The sequence below is a fragment of the Motilibacter deserti genome (assembly GCF_011250635.1).
Lineage (GTDB): Bacteria > Actinomycetota > Actinomycetes > Motilibacterales > Motilibacteraceae > Motilibacter_A > Motilibacter_A deserti.
This window is the reverse complement of the sequence record NZ_JAANNP010000009.1, coordinates 14,736-33,796: the sequence shown is the minus strand read 5'-3', so window position 1 is coordinate 33,796 and position 19,061 is coordinate 14,736. Positions and strand designations below refer to the sequence as shown.

The 19,061-nt window shown below is 75.7% G+C and carries 18 protein-coding genes; 10 read left to right on the top strand and 8 right to left on the bottom strand.

The annotated features are described in order from the left end of the window. Window positions 1-31 precede the first annotated feature (31 nt). The gene (locus G9H71_RS12920) at window positions 32-1,216 is read left to right on the top strand and encodes a hypothetical protein (RefSeq protein WP_166282453.1); all 1,185 of its coding nucleotides are present in this window, start codon (window positions 32-34) and stop codon (window positions 1,214-1,216) included. A gap of 208 nt (window positions 1,217-1,424) precedes the next feature. Here G9H71_RS12920 and G9H71_RS12915 read toward each other — a convergent pair whose 3' ends face one another. From G9H71_RS12915 to G9H71_RS12900, 4 genes are all read right to left on the bottom strand, one after another. Next, a complete protein-coding gene (locus G9H71_RS12915; RefSeq protein WP_166282451.1) occupies window positions 1,425-2,018 on the bottom strand; it encodes a Maf family protein in 594 nt (197 codons plus the stop codon). A gap of 347 nt (window positions 2,019-2,365) precedes the next feature. Next, a complete protein-coding gene (locus G9H71_RS12910; protein WP_166282449.1) occupies window positions 2,366-2,794 on the bottom strand; it encodes a DUF6636 domain-containing protein in 429 nt (142 codons plus the stop codon). A gap of 410 nt (window positions 2,795-3,204) precedes the next feature. Next, window positions 3,205-4,866 carry a DUF222 domain-containing protein gene (locus G9H71_RS12905; protein ID WP_166282447.1) on the bottom strand — a complete coding sequence of 554 codons (1,662 nt, stop codon included), beginning with the start codon at window positions 4,864-4,866 and terminating at the stop codon, window positions 3,205-3,207. Between the two features lie 100 nt (window positions 4,867-4,966). Continuing rightward, window positions 4,967-5,521 carry a DUF6226 family protein gene (locus G9H71_RS12900; protein ID WP_166282445.1) on the bottom strand — a complete coding sequence of 185 codons (555 nt, stop codon included), beginning with the start codon at window positions 5,519-5,521 and terminating at the stop codon, window positions 4,967-4,969. 209 nt (window positions 5,522-5,730) lie between these two features. On the opposite strand from G9H71_RS12900, the gene G9H71_RS12895 reads away from it, so the two are divergent. Then, window positions 5,731-6,780, top strand: a complete 1,050-nt coding sequence (locus G9H71_RS12895) for a LacI family DNA-binding transcriptional regulator (RefSeq protein ID WP_166282443.1) — start codon at window positions 5,731-5,733, stop codon at window positions 6,778-6,780. A gap of 153 nt (window positions 6,781-6,933) precedes the next feature. Then, window positions 6,934-7,071: a hypothetical protein gene (locus tag G9H71_RS12890; protein ID WP_166282441.1), complete on the top strand. Its 138-nt coding sequence runs from the start codon at window positions 6,934-6,936 to the stop codon at window positions 7,069-7,071. Here the strand turns inward: G9H71_RS12890 and G9H71_RS12885 are convergent. Continuing rightward, window positions 7,068-8,177, bottom strand: coding sequence for a LacI family DNA-binding transcriptional regulator (locus G9H71_RS12885; RefSeq protein ID WP_166282439.1), 1,110 nt, complete (start codon window positions 8,175-8,177; stop codon window positions 7,068-7,070). The two genes, G9H71_RS12890 and G9H71_RS12885, sit on opposite strands and share 4 nt — an antisense overlap. A 95-nt stretch (window positions 8,178-8,272) precedes the next feature. Between G9H71_RS12885 and G9H71_RS12880 the strand changes: the two genes are divergently transcribed. Genes G9H71_RS12880 through G9H71_RS12860 form a run of 5 tightly spaced genes read left to right on the top strand, consistent with a single transcriptional unit; the run spans window position 8,273 to window position 13,101 of the window. Then, window positions 8,273-9,532, top strand: coding sequence for an MFS transporter (locus tag G9H71_RS12880; protein WP_166282437.1), 1,260 nt, complete (start codon window positions 8,273-8,275; stop codon window positions 9,530-9,532). Window positions 9,533-9,570: 38 nt separating this feature from the next. Continuing rightward, the gene (locus G9H71_RS12875) at window positions 9,571-10,536 is read left to right on the top strand and encodes an ABC transporter ATP-binding protein (protein WP_331272954.1); all 966 of its coding nucleotides are present in this window, start codon (window positions 9,571-9,573) and stop codon (window positions 10,534-10,536) included. Continuing rightward, window positions 10,533-11,417, top strand: coding sequence for an ABC transporter permease (locus tag G9H71_RS12870; protein ID WP_166282435.1), 885 nt, complete (start codon window positions 10,533-10,535; stop codon window positions 11,415-11,417). Before G9H71_RS12875 ends, G9H71_RS12870 begins: the two co-directional genes overlap by 4 nt. Further along, window positions 11,414-12,373, top strand: coding sequence for an ABC transporter ATP-binding protein (locus G9H71_RS12865; RefSeq protein WP_331272953.1), 960 nt, complete (start codon window positions 11,414-11,416; stop codon window positions 12,371-12,373). The genes G9H71_RS12870 and G9H71_RS12865 overlap by 4 nt, the downstream gene beginning before the upstream one ends. After that, window positions 12,370-13,101: an ABC transporter permease subunit gene (locus tag G9H71_RS12860; RefSeq protein WP_166282433.1), complete on the top strand. Its 732-nt coding sequence runs from the start codon at window positions 12,370-12,372 to the stop codon at window positions 13,099-13,101. The genes G9H71_RS12865 and G9H71_RS12860 overlap by 4 nt, the downstream gene beginning before the upstream one ends. A gap of 140 nt (window positions 13,102-13,241) precedes the next feature. On the opposite strand, the gene G9H71_RS12855 is transcribed toward G9H71_RS12860, so the two are convergent. Together G9H71_RS12855 and G9H71_RS12850 are read right to left on the bottom strand one after the other, a co-directional pair. After that, on the bottom strand, window positions 13,242-13,481 hold the full coding sequence (locus G9H71_RS12855) for an acyl-CoA carboxylase subunit epsilon (RefSeq protein ID WP_166282431.1): 240 nt from the start codon (window positions 13,479-13,481) through the stop codon (window positions 13,242-13,244). Beyond that, complete coding sequence (locus G9H71_RS12850; protein ID WP_166282429.1) at window positions 13,478-15,097, bottom strand: acyl-CoA carboxylase subunit beta; 1,620 nt, start codon at window positions 15,095-15,097, stop codon at window positions 13,478-13,480. The genes G9H71_RS12855 and G9H71_RS12850 overlap by 4 nt, the downstream gene beginning before the upstream one ends. On the opposite strand from G9H71_RS12850, the gene G9H71_RS12845 reads away from it, so the two are divergent. Together G9H71_RS12845 and G9H71_RS12840 are read left to right on the top strand one after the other, a co-directional pair. Next, window positions 15,096-15,911 (top strand): biotin--[acetyl-CoA-carboxylase] ligase, encoded by an 816-nt coding sequence (locus G9H71_RS12845; RefSeq protein WP_166282427.1) that lies wholly within the window; start codon window positions 15,096-15,098, stop codon window positions 15,909-15,911. The genes G9H71_RS12850 and G9H71_RS12845 overlap by 2 nt on opposite strands. Window positions 15,912-16,060: 149 nt before the next feature. Continuing rightward, window positions 16,061-18,511 (top strand): SCO7613 C-terminal domain-containing membrane protein, encoded by a 2,451-nt coding sequence (locus G9H71_RS12840; protein WP_166282426.1) that lies wholly within the window; start codon window positions 16,061-16,063, stop codon window positions 18,509-18,511. Window positions 18,512-18,516: 5 nt separating this feature from the next. Here the strand turns inward: G9H71_RS12840 and G9H71_RS12835 are convergent, their stop codons facing one another. Next, on the bottom strand, window positions 18,517-19,059 hold the full coding sequence (locus tag G9H71_RS12835) for a GtrA family protein (protein ID WP_166282424.1): 543 nt from the start codon (window positions 19,057-19,059) through the stop codon (window positions 18,517-18,519). Window positions 19,060-19,061 lie beyond the last annotated feature (2 nt).

Genomic DNA, 19,061 nt, shown 5'->3' with positions numbered 1-19,061 from the left:
GGCGCGGGGCGCGGACGCTAAGGTCAGGAGCATGGCCTCGCGAGTCCTGCTACACGTCGGACTGCAGAAGTCCGGGACCACCTACCTGCAGCACGGTCTGGCGGAGAACGTCGACGCGCTGGCCGCGGCGGGGGTGGCCTACCCGGTGCGGCGCGGTGACGAGTTCGACGTGCCCAACCACCAGCGCGCGTTCTACGGGCTGCTGCCCGGGGAGATCGCGTACGTCAGCGACCAGCACGCCGCCGACGCCGCCCCGACCTGGGAGTGGCTGCGGGGGGAGATCGAGCAGGCGCCCGGGGCGGTGCTGCTCTCGGCCGAGGGGCTGGCGTTCCTGCGCCCGAGCGGGGTCCGTCGGACGGTCGAGGCGCTCGGCGGGGACGACGTCACCGTGCTCGTGACGGCGCGCGACCTGGCCCGCACGTTGAGCTCGGCGTGGCAGCAGAACGTCCGCGCCAGCCAGAGCCACTCCTTCGAGGCGTTCCTCGCGGCCCGGGCCGACGACCGGCGGGCGGCCGCCCAGCGCGACGCGGACGACGTGGTGCGGGCGCCGTGGCGGGCGTACGCCCTCGCCGACCTGGTGCGTCGCTGGGGCGACGTCGTCGGCATCGACAACGTCCGCGTCATCACGAACGCCGGCTCGCCGCCGCGGCTGCTGTGGGACCGGTTCCTGTCCGCGCTGGACGTCCCGGGCCTGGCGGCGCTGCCGCAGCCGAAGCTCACCGCGGCCGAGGCCCACGTCGGGCTGACCTGGCCCGAGGCCGAGCTCATGGCCTCGGTCAACGCCGTGCTGCGTGCGCAGGAGTGGCCGCTGCACCGGGCGAACGAGCTGCGCCGCACGATCATCCGCGACGGGCTCGTGCCCCGCGAGGACCGCGGGCCGAAGATCGTGATCCCTGCGCAGTGGCGCACCGCCGTCGAGGAGTGGGCGGCCCATGACATCGCCGGGCTGCAGGAGTCGGGCGTACGCGTCATCGGCGAGCTCACCGACCTCGAGCCGCGGGTGCCGAAGGACGCCGAGGACGTGGGCTACTCGGTGCTCGACGACCTGCGGGCCGCTGCGGCCGCGGCCGTCGTCGCCGCCGCGGTCGCGCCGGCTCCGGGGTCGAAGCCCGCGCGCGCCGCTGCCAGCGTGGTCGAGCAGCGCACGCCCGGTGTCGTGGAGCGGGCGCGGCTGTCGTTGCGCCGGCGCGTACGGGGCCGGCGCGCGCACGCGTAGCGCGGGCGGGCGCGGGCGGCGCGAGCGCGGGCGGGGGCGGGCGGCCCGGGCGCACGCGTAGCGCGGACGGCGCGGACGTGCGGCGGCGCGGACGGGCGGACGGCGCGAACGGGCGGACGGCGCGAACGGGCGGACGGCGCGAACGGGTGGACGGCGCGGACGTGCGGCGGCGCGTGCGGGCGGGCGCCTCAGGTCCGCGTCGGGACCGTCAGCTCTTGGCCCAGAGCGAGGGCCAGGCCACGTCGAGCTCGGCGAGCATGCGGCGCAGCAGCGGCAGGCTGATGCCGACGACGTTGTGGGGGTCGCCCTCGAGGCTCTCGACAAAGGCCCCGCCCAGGCCGTCGACGGTGAACGCGCCCGCGACGACGAGCGGCTCGCCGGTCGCGACGTAGGCCTCGATCTCGGCGTCGGTGACCTCGGCGAACCGCACCAGCGTTGCCGCGCCGCGCGTGACCTCGCGGCCGTTCGCCGTGTCGATCACGCAGTGGCCGGTGTGCAGGGTGCCGCTGCGCCCGCGCATCCGCTGCCACCGCTCGCGGGCCTGCGCGGCGTCGACGGGCTTGCCGTGCGCCTCCCCGTCCAGCTCGAGCACCGAGTCGCAGCCCACGACCAGGGCCGCGCCCTCGACCCGTCCCGCCACCGCGCGGGCCTTCCGGGTGGCGAGCTCGAGCGCGACGTACGCCGGGGCACCGGTCACGTCGGACTCGTCCACGCCGCTGACCAGGACCTCGGGGTCGAGGCCGGCGGCACGCAGGGTCGCGAGGCGGGCGGGGGACTGGGAGGCGAGGACGAGCCGGGGCACGGCGGGAGGCTACTTGCGTTGCAGCCGTCGCTACGCCGGGACCGTCTCGGTAGTGCCCGTCAGTGCCCCCGACCCGGCTCGCCAGGCTTGTCTCCGCTTGGCCGATTCGCCAGTGCCTGTCAGTGCGCTGGGGCCTGTCGCGAGGCTCGTTTCTCCGCCGCGTTCCGGCATGCGAGCGCCCGTCGACACAGCGCTCGTCAACACAGCGCGCGGCTCGCAGTGCTCGTCACTGCGCCGAGCCCGGCTCGGCCAGGGCGCCGGTCACTCCACCACGTTTCGGGCTCGGCCCGCGATCGCAGTTCCGCTGGACGTGCCATCCTCGGGCTGCGACGGCCCGCTCGCCGCCGTCAGAAGACGCGCTGCCGGGCCTTGCTGAGCGAGAAGCCGTGCGCACGCCGGTTGCTGCACGTGAGGCCGCTCTCGCGCGAGCTGCAGGTGAAGGGGCCGACGCGGATCGAGCGTCCGTACTTCACCGTGCGAGCGCGCTCGGGGTCGCCGACGAAGTCGCTCACGCAGAGGTAGCGGCCCTTGCCGGTGGCCGTCAGCCCGAACGCGTGCCCGTAGTCGAAGTCGCACGAGCGCGGGCGTCGCGGCGGCGTGTTGGTCGTCTCGAGCATGTCGCAGCGCAGCTGCCATCCGTCTGCGCTGTAGACGGCGCACTGGATGTTCCGCGACGGCGTCTGGAACCAGACCATGTCGTCGGCGTGGGCTGCGGGCGCGGGAAGGGCGAGGGCGGCGGCGGCACACGCGAGGCCGAGAGCGAGTCGTCGTAGCACGGGGGAGAGGAGTCCCCGGCGGGCGTGGGTGATACCTGAGGCGGGATTCGTGCCGCTCATGGTCGTCGCCACAGCAAGCTGCCGTCTCAGCCCGCGCGAGGGTGCGCTCGCCGAGGGCTGCGCATGCCCCGCGCAGAGGTCGGCTCCCGAGAGGTCACGGCGTGTGCGTGATGCGAACTGACCGGGGCGTGCGTGGTCGGCGTGGGTGGTCGGCTCGGTGTGGGTGGTCGGCTCGGCGCGTGTGGTCGGCTCGGCGCGTGTGGTCGGCTCGGCGCGCGTGGTCGGCTCGTGCGTGTGGTCAGCTCGTGCGTGTGATCGGGTTGCGCGGCGCAACATCACGCCGGAGCTCGATGCGCGTGCGCGGGGTGGGGTCGTACGTATGACCGGGTCGGGTCGCGGAAGGGCACGCGTCATTCGGGGTCGAGATCCTCGGGCGGGATGACGTAGCGCCGGCCGAGGGGCGTCCGCCACGTCACCGTTCCGTCGGGCGCTCGCGTCGGGCGCCAGCCGCCGTGCGTCTTGGCGTTGTGCCAGCGGCGTCGTAACGGCTGGAGGTTCGCACGCGTCGTGTTGGCGCCGTCGAACTCCGCGACGTGGTCGAGGTCCGCTCGGTCCGCGGGGTATCCGCTGCCCGGGCCGCGGCAGGTCCGGTCCCGCGCCGTGACAAAGGCCGCCAAGCGAGCGCTCGGGCGGTAGGTGCACGAGCCGACGTCCAGTAGCTGGCCGGTCTGCGGCTCCAGCGTCCAGCGTCGCCACGTGCCGTCCGCAGCCAGCTCGCGAGCCATCGGCGCCGGGATCGGCCCGTAGCCGTCCAGCTCGCCCGGACGCTCCGACAGGCCGAGCAGTGTGTCGAGCGACACGGTGACGCGCACCGCGGGCCGCTGTGTGGCGGCGTGCGCCAACCCCGGCAGCACGTCGGGGTCACCGAGGACCGCGGCGCAGAGCGCGACCAGTCCGTCGGCCCGGCGCGCGGCGACCGGCACGGGACGGCCCTCCGGGTCCACTGCTGGGAGGTGGGCCGCGACCGCGTCCAAGGCCGCCCACACCGTCTGCGCTCCCGCGGCATCGGTCGTCAGCGCGACCTGCGCCATTCCGTCCGGCAGCGTAGTCAGGGCCACGTCACGCTCTGCGCGCGCCGCCGCCTGCCGCTCGGCCGCTGTCGACGGGTCAGCCGCGATGACCGCCCGTCTCAGCGACCGTCGCAGCTGGGCGACGGTCTGCTTGCCCGCGCGGCCCAGCACTCGCTGCTGCACCTGAGCGGCTGCGGCGTCGCCCAACGGGCCGCACGCCTCGACCACAGCTGCGGCCTGGCGTGGCTCGAGGCGGCCGGCCTCCAGCTCGTCCAGCGTCGGCACGCACCGCCCGGTCAGCTCACCGGCAAGGTGGATCCGGTTCGCGACGGTCGGCTGCGACCACCGGACCGCTGCGCCGATCTCGGCCTCCCCAGCCTGCTCGCCCGACCAGTGCTCGGCCGCGGGACTGCCCGGCTGCGGGGCCAGCTCGACGGCGGCGGCCTCGGCGGCCGCCGCGAGCGCCCGGGCCTGGCGCGCAGCGAGCCACGCGCCCGCTCGCTCCCAACCGCGGACGACCTCGACGCGGTCGTCCGCGGACAACGCGCGTGCTGCCACGCATTCGAGCACTGCGATCAGCGCGGGCCCCGGGGGCACGGCCGCGACGAACGCGGCGACGGGCTCCCCGTCCGGCGGCATGAGCCTCAGCACGACACTCGCGCTGAGCGAGCCGCTTGCCACCGCGTCACCCTGGGCGGCGCGGGCGAGCGTGAGCTCCAGGACGGTCCCCGCCTCGCGCTCGGCCTGCTCGCGAAGCTCGTCCAGCGAGTGCTGTGCAGGAGAGACGCTGCGTTCACCCTTGCCGGAGGCGCCTTCGTGGCTCGGCTCGTGCGCCGAGGCTTCGCTCGCCTTCGAGGCCGAGGCCGAGGCCGAGGCCGAGGTGGAGGCGGAGCTCGCCGCCGCGGTCCGCCGTTGCTCGCTCCTCACCTGTCGCGCCCACCGGGCGGCATCGAGCCGCACGACCGTCATGGTCGCGCGCCTCGAGCCGTCCGAGAACTCCATGGCCGCAAGCTAGCGGGACCCACTGACAGAGCCACTGAACGAGCCACACCGCGCGGACGAGCAGCTCGGCGGAACGGCGCGCGCCCGCCACCAGCCCGGGCTACCGCCTCGGCCACGGCCCCCACGTCCGGCGCCACGGCTCTCCCTCGGCCTCCGCCTCCCCGCCGTAGAGGTACGTCGTGCCCGCACGCCCCGGGCGGCGCAGCGTCAGCTCCGCGGTCCCGGGGCCGCGGCGTACCTCCTCCTCGACCCGCCCCTCGACGACGTCGTCGACGAGCGCCCGCAGCTCATCGGCCTCATCCTTCACCTGCTCGTCGCAGGCGTCGCAGCCGCAGGTGGGGAAGGCGGCGCTCCCGTTCCGGCCGAATCGGAGCGAGACGCCGGGGAAGGGGGACAGGCCGACGACGAGCGACGTGCCGCTGCCTGCACGAGGCGTGATCCGCACCGCGTCCAGGACCGGGATCGCAGGACGCTCGCGCCGGAGCTCCTCGGTCGCGTCCGCCACCTCGACGTCGTACGCCGCCTGCAGCCGGGCGATGAGGCCGCGGGCGACGCCGTGCAGCGGGGCGAAGCGCACGGCGCCGGTGACCCGGCCGTACGCGTCCGGGGCGGGGTCGTCGTCCCTCGGGCCGGGCGGGAGTGTCGCGTCGTCCACCCCTGGACGCTAGGCCGCGCCCGGTGCGGGTGTCCCGTGCTTTTCCGGCCCGCGGAGGCCACGTCCCCCGAGCCCGTCGCTGCGGTACCGGGGAACGGCGGATTCGTCTGGATCGATCTCTTGACCGATCAAGATCACGGTTCTACTGTACCGATCCAGAAGGAACCCCTTGACCGATCCAGTACCGCGCTGCGAGGAGGGAGGGCGAGATGGCCAAAGCGACGCTGCTGACGGTCGCGGAGGCGGTCGGCGTCAGCCGCACCACCGTGTCCAACGCGTTCTCCCGGCCCGACCAGCTCTCGCCGGAGCTGCGCGCGCGGATCCTCGCCGCCGCCGAGGAGCTCGGCTACTCCGGCCCGAGCGCGAGCGCCGCGGCTTTGCGCACGGGGCGTACGGACACGATCGGCGTCCTCTTCACCGACAGCCTGCGCTACGCGTTCACCGACGCCGTCGCGACCGAGTTCCTCGCCGGCATCGCGCAGTCCGCCGAGGACGCCGGCTTCGCGCTCACCGTCGTCTCGACCCCGCACGGGGCCGAGCGCGGGCCGATGGCGCGGGCGATGGTGGACGGCCTGATCGTCTACTCGGTCGAGGACGAGTCGCCCGGCCTCGACGCGGCGAAGCGGCGTGGGCTGCCCATGGTCTGGGTGGACGTCGAGCCCGACCCCGCGGTGCCGAGCGTCAACGTCGCCGACCGCGAGGGCGGCCTGCTCGGCCTGACGCACCTGATCGAGCTCGGGCACCGCGACCTCGGCGTGGTCGGGGTGGGCATGGCCGAGGGCGGCTGCCAGGTCGTGCCGGCCAGCGCCACCAGCCGCCATCACGTCGTCCGCGAGCGGCTGGCGGGGTGGGCGCGTGCGGCCCGGCGCGGCGGCACGCGGCTCCCGGCGACGATCTCCTGCACCGAGGCCACGCGGGAGCAGGGCGTCTTGGCGGCGAAGCTGCTGCTCGACGGCAAGCGCCCGCCGACCGGCATCGCGTGCATGAGCGACGGGCTCGCATTCGGGGTCATCGACGAGCTGCGCTCCCGCGGGCTGCGGGTGCCCGAGGACGTGTCGGTCATCGGGTACGACGACAGCGCGGCCTCGCGCGACTCGACCCCTCCGCTCACGACGATCGCCCAGCCCGTCCTGGAGAAGGGCGCTCTCGCCGGGCGCCTCCTGGTCGACACGCTCGCCGGCGGCCTCGAGCCGGCGCACCACACGCTGCCGGTCCAGCTGGTCGTCCGCGGCAGCACCGGCCCGCCCCCGCGTACCTGAAGAACAAATCACGCTTCCGAGATCCCCGAAGCTGCTGCCCCTCAATGGGGCCCCAGACCTCCCCGGTCTCCGCCGCGCCCCGTCCGGCGGAGACCGGGGACGCCAACCTCGCCGCAGCCTCACGAGCGCGGCTCCATGCCACAGGAGAGCTCGATGCCGATCTACTCCGCCGGCCGCCACAAGCCGGCCCCGCTCCCGTCGACCGTCCTGACCCGCCGGCCGGCCCTGTCATCGTTCATCACCCCGGACGGCGCGTGCGCTTCCACCCGAGGGCCGGTCCCGTCGTCCTAGCGCGGCCGCGCCGCTTCTCCCTGCGCCGGCGGTCCTGTCGAGCCGCGCACCACGAGCGTCGCCGGCAGCTCCGTACGCGCCTCGACCGGCTGGCCGGCGAGCGCGGCGAGCAGCGCCCGGGCGGCCGTCTCGCCCTTCTCGCGCAGCGGCTGGGCGACCGAGGTCAGCCCGACCTGCGCGGCGAGCGGGCTGTCGTCGAAGCCCACGACCGAGAGGTCGCGCGGCACGCCCAGCCCGAGCTCGCGCGCCCCCTGGGTCATCCCGAGCGCGAGCACGTCGCTGACGCAGGCGACTGCGGTGACCGGGGCCCGCGCCGTGACGAGGTCGCGGGCCAGCTGCTGCCCGGCCTCCACGGAGTTCGCACCGGCCTCGTGGACCTCGAGCGCCGAGAGGGGGAGCCCGGCCCGGCGCCACGCGTCCGCGTAGCCGGCGAGCCGCTCCCGGATCACGCTGCTGGTGGCCTGCCGCGCCTGCGACCAGGGCGCGCGCCCGGTGCGCGCGGCGCTCGTCAGCCGGTCGACGACGACCGCGACCCTGCGGTGCCCGAGCGCGGCCAGGTGGGTCGCGGCGTCGGCAGCGGCGTCGCGGTCGCGGACGAGCACGCGGGCAACCCATGGCGCTTCCGTCGCGTCGCGAGGGCTGTCGACCGCCACCAGGGGGAGCCGGCGCGCGACGAGCGTCGGGAGCGCCGGGGAGTCCTCCTCGATGCTGTAGACGATCGCCCCGTCGACGATCGCGCGCTCCAGCGTCGGGAGCCCGCGCGCCGTCGGGCCGGTGCGGTCGGGCCGCCCGGGCGGGACGGGCAGCAGGGTCAGCCCGACGTCCGCGGCGTCGCCGACCTCCGCCACGCCCGCGAGGAAGGCGCCGGCGGCCGGGTCGCCGAGGGCGTACCCGAGCCCCTCGGCCAGGACCACGCCGATGATGCCCACCCGCCCGCGGCGCAGCGAGGCCGCGGCGGGGTTGGGGCCGGCGTACCCGAGCGCCGCGGCCGTCTCGACCACGCGCGCCCGCACGGCGTCGGACACGCGGCCGGTGCCGTTGAAGACGTTGGACGCGGTCGCCGTCGACACGCCTGCCGCGGCGGCGACCTCGCGCAGCGTCGCCACCGTCCGACCCCCTCCGCCACTCGACCTGGATGCGGGAAGCAGTCTAGTGGGGCTATGGTTAAACGATTAACCACACGGACGGCATGGGAGACGACGTGAGCGAGCAGAGCCGAGCGGGGACGGTCACGACGGACGCGGGCGACAAGCCGCGCCCGGCGCCGACCGCGCTGCACGCCCGCGTGGCCACGGCGGTCGTCTTCCTGCTCAACGGCGCCGCCTTCGGCTCCTGGGTCGGCCGCATCCCGGACGTCAAACGCGCGCTGGAGCTGCAGAACGGCGAGCTCGGGCTGATCCTGCTCGGCCCCGCGGTCGGCGCGGTCCTCGGCATGCAGCTCGTGCCGCCGGCCATCGCACGGTTCGGCGAGCGCCGCACGCTGCGGGTGGCCGCCCTGCTCATGCCCCTGGTGCTGCTGCCGGTCGCGTACGCCGGGGGGCCGGTGTCGCTGGCCGCGGCCCTAGTTGCGCTCGGCGCCTCGAACGGCCTGCTCGACGTCTCGATGAACGCGCAGGCCGTCCGGGTCGAGCGCGGCTACGGCCGGCCGATCATGAGCAGCTTCCACGCGTGGTTCAGCATGGGCGGCTTCCTCGGGGTCGGCGTCGCCGGCCTCGCGGCGCAGGCCGATGTGAGCGCGCGGGCCAGCTTGACGGCCACCGCGCTCGCCCTGACCCCCCTGATGCTGGCGGCGGGCACCCGGCTGCTCCCGGACGGGTACGCGACGGTGGCTGAGGAGCGGCCCGCGGGCGCGCGGGCGATCCCGCGCGGGGTGGGCCGGCGGGTGCTGCTGCTCGGCGTGCTCGCCTTCATCTGCCTGCTCGGCGAGGGGGCCGCGGCCGACTGGAGCGCGGTCTACGTGCGCGACGAGCGGGACGCCGGCCCGGGGCTCGCGACCGCCGCGTACGCCGCCTTCAGCCTGTGCATGACGCTCGGGCGGCTGGTCGGTGACCGGGCGACGGGCGCGTGGGGGCCCGTACGCACGGTGCGGCGCGGTGCGGCCCTGGCCGGTGCCGGGCTGCTGGCCGGCCTGCTCCTTCCCGGCAGCCTCGCGGCGATCGCCGGCTTCGCGCTCCTCGGCGCAGGCCTGTCGGTGCTGGTCCCGGTGCTGTTCAGCGCGGCCGGGAGCATCCCGGGGGCCGCGGCCGGGGCGGGCATAGCCCGTGTCAGCACGCTGGGCTACCTCGGCTTCCTCGTCGGCCCGCCGGTCATCGGCGGGATCGCCGAGCTGGTCGGGCTGGGCGCGGCGCTCGCGGTGCCGGCGCTGCTGCTCGTGGTGGTCGTGCTCACCGCCGGTGCCGTGCGGGTGGACGAGGAGGCCGGCGACGCCGACCCTGTGCGCGACGGCTCGCTGCGCGCCTGATCATGGATCACGGGCGCATCGGTCGATAGGGTGCCGACGTGGCGGTCCTGGACACTCCTGCGCTGGAGTGCGTCGGAGTGAGCAAGAGCTTCGGCCGGGCCGGGTCGCGCGGCGGGGTGCAGGCGCTGTCCGAGGTGACGGTGACCGTGCGCGCCGCGGCGACCGGCCTGCTCGGAGCCAACGGTGCCGGCAAGTCCACGCTCATGAAGGTCGCGCTGGGGCTCACCCCGCCCGACTCGGGCACGGTCCGCGTGCTGGGCATCGACGCGGCCGCCGACCGCGACGCGGTGCGCCGCCGGGTGGGCTACATGCCCGAGCACAACTGCCTGCCGACGGAGATGTCCGCGCAGGACATGTGCGTGCACATCGCGCAGCTGCGCGGGCTGAACCGCCGCGACGCCCGCCGGCGGACCTCCGAGGTGCTCTTCGCGGTCGGGCTCGAGGAGGAGCGCCGCCGGGCCATCGGGACGTACTCGCTCGGCATGCGGCAGCGGGCCAAGCTGGCCCAGGCGCTGGTGCACGGCCCCGACCTCGTCGTGCTCGACGAGCCGACGAGCGGACTGGACCCCGCGGGGCGCCGCGAGATGCTCTCGATCGTGCGCCGGCTCTCCCACGAGCTGGGCATCCGGGTGCTCGTCTCCTCGCACGTGCTCGAGGACATCGAGCAGACGTGCGACGAGGTCGTGGTGCTCCGCTCGGGGCGGCTAGCCGCGCAGCAGCCGGTGGAGCCGGCGGCCCGCGTCGGGCCGGTCGCGCTGCGGGTGACCGGCGACCTCGGGGCGTTCGCTGGGCTGCTGAACGCCCGCGGGGTGCCGACGTACCCGACCCAGCAGGGCGACATCGGGATCGCGGTCGGCGACCAGACCACCCTGACCCTCGTGCGGGACCTCGCGGCCGAGCAGGGCATCGGGATCCTGCGCCTCGCCGACGAGGGGGACCGGCTGGAGGAGGCCGTCATCGACGCGATGTCATCGGACCGGGCCACCGACGGGGCGCGCCCGTGACCTCCCCGACGCGGCCGCCGGCCGTCCTCTACGACATCCGCTACTCCCGGTTCACCGGGCAGCTGCGCCCGCGGGTGTACGCGGTGCTGGCGCTCGCCCGGTCCTCCGCGCTCGGGGCGCTGGGCGTCCGGCGCTCGACCGGCGCGAAGATCTGGCCGTTCCTGCTCGTGGTGGTGGCGTACGCCCCGGCGGTGGTGGCGGTGGGCATCCCGCTGCTCGTCCCGGACAACGACGAGTTCACCGAGCCGCTGGACTTCGTGAGCTACTACGAGCTGCTCGCGCTCATCGCGACGCCGCTGCTCGCCTACGTCGCGACCACCATCCCGTCACTGCTGACGCGCGACCGCCGGGACAGGGTCCTCACGCTCTACTTCTCCACCGCGCTGTCCGCCTGGGAGTACGTCCTGGGCAAGGTCATCGCGGCGCTGCTGCTGATCCTGCTAGTCACCCTCGGCCCGCTGCTGGTGCTGCTCATCGGTGGCGCCCTCGTCTCGGACTCGCCGATCGACTACGTCGGCGACCACGCGGCGGACCTGCCGAAGGTCGTGCTCGCCGGCGTGCTGCTCGCCCTCTTCCACGCCGGCTGGGGGCTCGCGATCGGCTCGCTCACGCCGCGCCGGGTGTTCGCGGTCGGCGGCTACCTCGGGGTGATGCTGGTGGCCTCGACGCTGGGCGGCGCGGTGGCGTCGATCAGCAACTCCGACGCCTTCCTCGCCTTCGTGCTCCCGATCGTGCCGATCGACATGACCGCGTCGTTCCTCGACACTCCCGAGGGCAACGTCACCGCTCCGCAGGGCCTGCTGTGGGCCGTGTGGCTGGTCGTCGTGCTCGGCGCCGCGGCCGTCCTCTGGCGCCGCTACCGGGGAGGGCGGGAGTCGTGACCGCTGCCCCGGCCGCACCCGTGTCGACCGCGCCCGTCGTCCTGGACAACGTCTCCAAGTGGTTCGGCGACACGGTGGCGCTCTCGGACGTGTCGTACGAGCTCTTCCCCGGCGTCACGGGCCTGCTCGGCCACAACGGTGCCGGCAAGTCGACCACGCTGTCGCTGATGGCGGGCTGGACGTCGCCCAGTCAGGGCACGGTGCGCGTGCTCGGGCGCGACCCGCGGGCCGAGCCGAAGGTCCACGAGGGGCTGGGGGTGGTGCCGGACTCGGAGGGGCTCTGGCCGTTCCTCACCGCCCGGCAGACGGTCGAGCTGCTCGCGTCCCAGCGTGGCGTCGCCGCAGCGGGGGCAGCGGCCAAGGCCGCCCTCGAGCGGGTGGGGCTGACCGAGGCGGCCGACCGCAAGGTCGCCGGCTTCTCCAAGGGCATGCGCCAGCGGGTCAAGCTGGCTCAGGCGCTCGCCCATGACCCCGCGGTGCTCCTGCTCGACGAGCCGCTCAACGGGCTGGACCCGGCGCAGCGGCGCGCCGACGTCGAGCTCATCCGCCGGCTCGGCGCCGAGGGCCGCACCGTGCTCGTGTCCTCGCACATCCTCACCGAGGTCGAGCGCATGGCCAGCCGGCTGCTCGTCGTCGTCAACGGCAGGCTGGTGGCCGAGGGCACGGCGGAGGGCATCCGCGACCTCATGACCGACCGGCCGCGCACCGTGCGCATCTCCACGGACGACGCGCGCCGCCTCGGCGGCCTGCTGCTCGCCGACGGCGTCGTGCACGCGGTCGAGCTGGAGGGGGAGGAGCTCACCGTGGAGACCGCGCAGGCCGTCGCGCTGGCCACCCGGCTGCCCGTGCTCGCCCGCGAGGCCGGGCTCTGGCTGCGGCGGGTCGAGCCGGTCGGCGAGGACCTCGAGAGCGTCTTCGCGGCTCTCACCAGCGCCGCGCGGGGAGTCGGCCGATGACGATGTTCGGGCTCGCGCTGCGGGCACTGCTCTTCCGTGGCCGCACGCTGGCCATCGCGTTCCTCCCGCTGGCCATCGGCATCGTCGCCGTGATCATCCGGCTCGCGGCCGACCCGGTCGACTTCGACAGCGCGTACGCCACCCTCGGCGGCAACCTGCTGATCGGCGTCGTGCTCTCGCTGGTCTCTCTCGTCATCGGGGTCAACGCGTTCGACGACGAGCGCGAGGGCGGCACCCTGCCGTTGCTCATGTCCACGTCGACCCCGCGCTGGCGCATCGTCGGGGCCAAGCTGGCGGCGGCCTGGATCACCACCGTGCTCGTCAGCCTGCCGGCGGTCGTCGGCATCGGCGTGCTGGGCACCGGGGAGGAGCTGGACACCGGCAAGGTGTGGTCGTCCCTGCTCGCGGCGACCCTGCTGACCGCCGCGGCGTACACCGCCCTCTTCGTCCTGCTGTCGCTGGTGTCCGGGCGGGGCCTCTTCATCGGCCTGGCCTACGTCGTCATCTGGGAGATCTCGCTCGCCGGCCCGGTCACCGCGCTGCGCAACCTCTCCGTCGCCGCCTACGGGCGACGGGTGCTCGGTGCGCCCTGGGCCGAGGACCTGGTGCCGTTCAACATCGCCGACGTCGGGGTCGTCGTCGGGGGTGTCGTGCTGGCCGTCGCTGCTGCGGCGCTCGGGCTGCTGGCCGTGCGGCGGCTGCCGCGGATCGACGCGGCGGCGGGGTAGCTGCGCGGGGGGCGTGCAGGCCGTGATCACCTGTCCCTCGTGGTCGGCATGACGACCACGAGGGACAACTGTCTCCTGTTGCGGCGACGCCCGCCGAGTGCCTGCTCCCCGGGGACGCCCTCGTCCTCGGCGGCCGCCCGTCAGAGCCCCCGCACCGCCGCCTGCCAAGCGCCCGGCCCAGGGGCGGGCATGCGCCGGTGCGCGGACGCCCGCGAGGCCCACGCCGAGCGCTGCGGCGCCTCGGCCGGCGCGTGGGCCTGGGCTTGGGCGGCCGAGTGCGCCACCAGCACGGCGAGCAGCGCCGCGATGTCCTCCGGGGCCGCGCTGCCGTGCACGACCGAGACGGCGTCCTCGGGGCCGGGGTCCTGCGGCACGCTCACAGCGGGATGTTCCCGTGCTTCTTCGGCGGCATCGCCTCGCGCTTCGTGCGCAGCAGGCGCAGCGCGCGCGTGATCGAGGCCCGGGTCTCCGACGGCGCGATGACGCCGTCGATGTGGCCCCGCTCGGCCGCCACGTAGGGGTTGGCCAGCGTGTGCTCGTACTCCTCGACGAGCTGCGCCCTGGTGGAGTCGGCGTCCTCGGCGGCGGCCAGCGTCTTGCGGTGCAGGATGTTGACCGCGCCCTGCGCGCCCATGACCGCGATCTGCGCCGTCGGCCAGGCCAGGTTGACGTCGGCCCGCAGGTGCTTGGACCCCATGACGAGGTAGGCGCCGCCGTAGGCCTTGCGCGTGATGACCGTGAGCTTGGGCACGGTCGCCTCGGCGTAGGCGTAGATCAGCTTGGCGCCGCGGCGGATGATGCCGTCCCACTCCTGTGCCGTGCCGGGCAGGAAGCCGGGCACGTCGACGAAGGTGACGACCGGGATGTTGAAGGCGTCGCAGGTGCGGACGAAGCGCGCGGCCTTCTCCGAGGCGTCGATGTCGAGGGTGCCGGCGAAGTGCATCGGCTGGTTGGCCACGACCCCGACCGTGCGGCCCTCCACCCGACCGAAGCCGACGCAGATGTTTGGCGCGAACAGCGGCTGCACCTCGAGGAACTCGCCCTCGTCGACCACAGCGTCGATGACGGTGCGGACGTCATAAGGCTGGTTCGGCGAATCCGGGATCAGCGAATCCAGCGACAGGTCCGTGTCGGAGGGCTCGAGGTCGACCTCGGTGTGCCAGTCCGGCGCGTCCTCGAGGTTGTTGCTAGGCAGGAAGGACAGCAGCGCCCTGACGTAGTCGAGCGCGTCCTCCTCGCCGTGCGCCATGTAGTGCGCGTTGCCCGAGGTCGTGTTGTGGGTGCGAGCGCCGCCGAGCTCCTCGAAGCCCACCTCCTCGCCGGTCACCGTCTTGATGACGTCGGGCCCGGTGATGAACATGTGCGACGTGCCCTCGACCATGATCGTGAAGTCGGTCAGGGCGGGGGAGTAGACCGCGCCGCCGGCGCACGGCCCGAGGATCACCGAGATCTGCGGCACGACGCCGGACGCGGCGACGTTGCGGCTGAAGATGTCGCCGAACAGGGCCAGGGCGTTGACGCCCTCCTGGATGCGGGCGCCGCCGCCGTCGTTCAGGCCGATGACCGGCGCGCCGGTCTTGAGCGCCATGTCGAGCAGCTTGACGATCTTCTGGCCGTGGCGCTCGCCGAGGCTGCCGCCGAACGCGGTGAAGTCCTGGCTGTAGACGAAGACCTGGCGGCCGTCGACCGTGCCGTAGCCGGTCACCGCGCCGTCACCGTGCGGGCGGTTGCGCTCCATGCCGAAGTCGGTCGAGCGGTGCCGGGCCAGCTCGTCGATCTCGACGAACGAGCCCTCGTCGAGCAGCAGGTCGATGCGCTCGCGGGCGCTGAGCTTGCCCCGCTTGTGCTGGACCTCCTTCGCGCGCGCGGCCGCGGTGCGTACCTCGGCCTGGCGGCGCTCCAGCTCGGCGCGACGCCCCGCCGTCGTCTTCGGGTGCGGCGCGTCCCCTGCGGACGGTGAGGCAGGCGCGGGTGCGGCGGAGGGCTCGGCGGACATGAGTCCCTACCCTATCCGCGTGTCGGAGATCTCCCGTCCCGCGCTGCGCGCATCGGAGCTCAACGTACGGCTGGCCGGCAGCCTCGGCTGGGACGTCAGCGTCCTCGCCGAGACCGGGTCGACCAACGCCGACCTCGCCGTCCGCGCCAGGGAGGGCGCCCGCGCGGGGACCGTGCTGGTGGCCGACCTGCAGACGGCAGGGCGGGGGCGGTCCGGCCGCTCCTGGTCGGCGCCGCCGCGGTCCAGCCTCGCCGTCTCGGTCCTGCTGCGCCCCGTCGACATCCCGGCCGAGCGCTGGGGGTGGCTCCCGCTCCTCGCCGGGGTCGCAGTGGCCGAGGTCGTCCGGCGGGTCGCGCAGCTCGAGGCCACCCTGAAATGGCCGAACGACGTGCTCGTGGACGACCGCAAGCTGGCCGGGCTGCTCGCGGAGCGGGTCGACGGCGGCGTCGGCCCGGCCCTGGTCCTCGGGATCGGGCTGAACACCACGCTCACCGCCGAGGAGCGCCCTGTTCCCACCGCGACGTCCCTGCTCCTCGAGGGCGCCGCCGAGACCGACCGCACCAAGGTCCTGGTCGCCGTCCTGTCCGAGCTCGGGGAGCGGTACGCCGGGTGGGCCGCCGCGGGGGGCGACCCGGAGGCGTCCGGGCTGCTTCCGGCGTACACCGGGCTCTGCTCGACCCTCGGGCGCCACGTCCGCGTCGAGCTGCCGGGCGGCGAGGCGCTGACCGGACGAGCCGAGGCCGTCGACACCGAGGGCCGGCTCGTCGTGGACGGACGCGCCGTGAGCGCCGGGGACGTCGTGCACGTGCGCTGAGCCCCGCCTCGCGCGGCCCGCCACCGCTCGCGCCGCCCCGTCAGCGCCTGAGGGGGTGGGGGCGGGTGAGGTGAGCGGGCGGGTACCCAGGCCGGTTTGAGTACGCGGGCTCAGGCTCGTGGCCCCCCTCCGGGCGCACGCTCGAAGGCATGATCGACGCGTCCGCCATCGAGGCTCTGACCGACCCCGGCCGCTGCCCGGACTGCGCAGCCGGCCTTCCCTCCGGCCCCTCGCGCTGCCCACGCTGCGGCCTGCCCCTGCAGGGCGACGCCGCCGTGCAGGTGTGGGAGCTCTCGCTGCGCGCTGCGGCCGCGCTGACCGCCCGCCGGGACGCGCTCGCCGTCCTGCGCCGGGCCGTGCCGGCCCCAGTCGCCCCGTCCGCGCCGGCCCCGGCCGCCCCGTCCGCGCCGGCCCCGGCGGCCGGTGCTGAGCGGTCTGGCCGCGGCGTGCAGCGCCTGCTCGTCGGGCTCGGCGCGCTGCTGCTCGCGGTCGCCGCGGTCATCTTCGCCGTCGTCTCCTGGGACCTCGTCGGCGTCGGCGGCCGCGGGCTGATCCTGGCTGGCGCCACGGCAGCCGTGGTCGCCGTCACCGAGCTGGCGCGGGCCCGGCGGCTCCCGGTCACCGCCGAGGCGCTCTCCGCCGTGGCGGTGGTGCTGGCCGTGCTCGACGGGTGGGCGGCGTACCGGGTCGGGCTCGCGGGTGTCGACGCGGTCGGCGGCGCGCGCTACGCCCTCACCGTCTCCGTGCTGCTCGCCGTGCTCAGCCTGAGCTGGGCGCGCCTGCGGCCCGCGGTCGTCCCCGAGGCCGCCGCCGTGCTGCTCGGCGCTGCTGCCGTCGTCAGCGCCGCCGTCGACCTCCAGCCGTCCGCCGGCGGGACCGGCAGCGCGCTGGCCCTGGCCGCCGGCGGCACAGCGCTGCTGGCGCCCGCCCTGCGCGGGGCCCTGCGCTCCGGCGCGGCCCGCGTCGCCGCCCTCGGCGCGGGGAGCCTGCTCTGGGGCCAGGGCGTGCTGATGGTGACCGTCGGCGGCTTCGTCGACGGCACCGCCGGGCCGGTGGCCGTGCTGGCCGTCGCCGCCGTGCTCGCAGCGGGGCTGGCCGCCCTCGCCCCGCGCGGGGGCCTCGCCTCGACCGTCGCCGCCGGCTCGTCCACCGGCGCCGTGCTGCTCGCGGCGGCCGTGGCGGCGTTCGCGCTCGGCGGGTTCGACCTGCTCGTTCCCGCGACGATCGCCGCCTGCGCGCTGGTCGCGGTCGTCGCGTGGCTCGTCCCCGCGCCGCTGCGGCGCGCCCCGCTCGCGGTGGCCGCGGCAGCAACCGGCCTGGCCGCGCTGCCCTCCTGCTACGCCCTCCTCGCGGCCCTGACGGCGACGGCCGACGCGACCGCGTGGTCGGCCACCCCGGGCCAGGGCTACGCCGACGTCATCGCGCCGACGCTCGACGCCGGCCTGCCCTGGAGCCGTCCGCTCGAGGCGCTGCTCGCCGGCGCCGTCCTCGCCCTGCTGGCCCGCACGGCCCGGCTCCCGCTCGCCGGCCTGCCGCTCCCGCTCGGGGCCGCCGTTGCCGCGGTCCTCGGCCTCGCCGCCTGGAACCTCCCGCTCGCGGCCGCGCCCGTCCTCACCGCGGCCGCCGCCGCCGCCCTGGTCGCCGCGCTCGTCGCCCGGCCGCGCAGCGCCACCGCGTACGCCGCCGGGGCGGCCCTCGTCGCCACCGGCCCGGCCGCGGCGCTGACCCCGGGGACGACGGTCGCCGCCCTCGCCGTGGTGCTGGCCGCCGCCCTCGTGGCGGCCCGGGTCGTGGCCGCGACGCTGCGCCCGCACGCCCTCGCCGTCGCCACCGCCGCGGCCGGCGCACTGGCCCTGACCACGCCGCCCGCCGCCGGCACCACCGCGGCGGTCGCCGGCCTCGGGGCCCTGCTCGTCGCCACGCTCGCGGCCGTCGCAGCCCGAGCGCTCGCCGCGCAGCCCGAGCGACTGGCGGTCGAGGCCGCCGCCGCGGCCGTCGCGCTCGCCGGGCTCGCCGCCGCGGGGACGCAGGCGGCGTACCTCTCGCCTGCGCTCGCCCTGGCGGCCGCCGGCCTCGGCGCCGTCGCGGTGCGCGCCGACCGTCGGAACCTCGCCTGGCCCGCGCTCGGCGCCGCCCTGCTCGCGGTCGAGAGCCGGCTGGCGTACGCAGGGGTCCAGGCGGTCGAGCCCTACACGCTGCCGGTGGCCGCCGCGCTGCTGGCCGCTGGGGTGCTCGCCCGGCACCGCGCCCCGCAGACGGTCGGCTCCTGGCTCGCGTACGGCCCGGGCCTGCTGCTCGGCTTCGTCCCCAGCCTCGCGCTGGTGGGCGGCTCCGGCGCGGCCCGCCCGGTCGTCCTGGCCCTCGCGGCGTTCGCGACGCTCGTCGTGGGGCTGCAGCGCAAGCTGCAGGCGCCGCTGCTCGTCGGGGCCGGCGTGCTCGCGGTCGACGCCGTGGCGCAGCTGGCGCCGTACGCCCCCGCCGTCCCGCGCTGGGCGGTCCTGGGGCTGCTGGGAGTCGCGCTGCTCCTGCTCGGGGCGACGTACGAGCGCCGGGTCGCGCAGCTGCGGACCGCGGCGCGGGCGCTGGCGACGTTCGGCTGAGCCGGCTAGCGGCCCATCTGCTCGGGGCGGCCGCCGCCGGCGTGCTCGACGGCCTCGGCCTCGTCCTCGGCCTGCTCCACGGCCTCATCGACGAGGGCGGGGAAGACCAGCCGGCGGTAGCCCCAGAAGCGGAACGCCGTGCCGGCCAGGAGGCCGATGCCGTTCGCCGCGACGTTGAACGCGAGCGCCCCGCGCTGGTCGAGCACGTAGTAGCTGAAGCCGGTGATGGCCAGCGTGATGAGGAAGCCGATGAGGCTGACGGCCAGGAAGCGGACGGCCTCGATGTGGAGCCGGCCGCCCCCGCGGTGGCGGAACGTCCACTCGCGGTTGCCGTAGAACGTAACCGCGATCGCGACGCCGGAGCCGATCGTCTTCGACGTCAGCGGGCCGAGATCGAAGTAGAGGTGGCAGAGGTTGCTGAGCCCCACGTCGATCACGAGTCCGATGCCGCCGACGATGCCGAACTTCAGCAGCTCGCGGACCAGGTGGCCGAGCCCGTAGTAGAGCCGGAGGACGGCACCGGAGCGCTTGGCGTCGACCTGGGTCACGG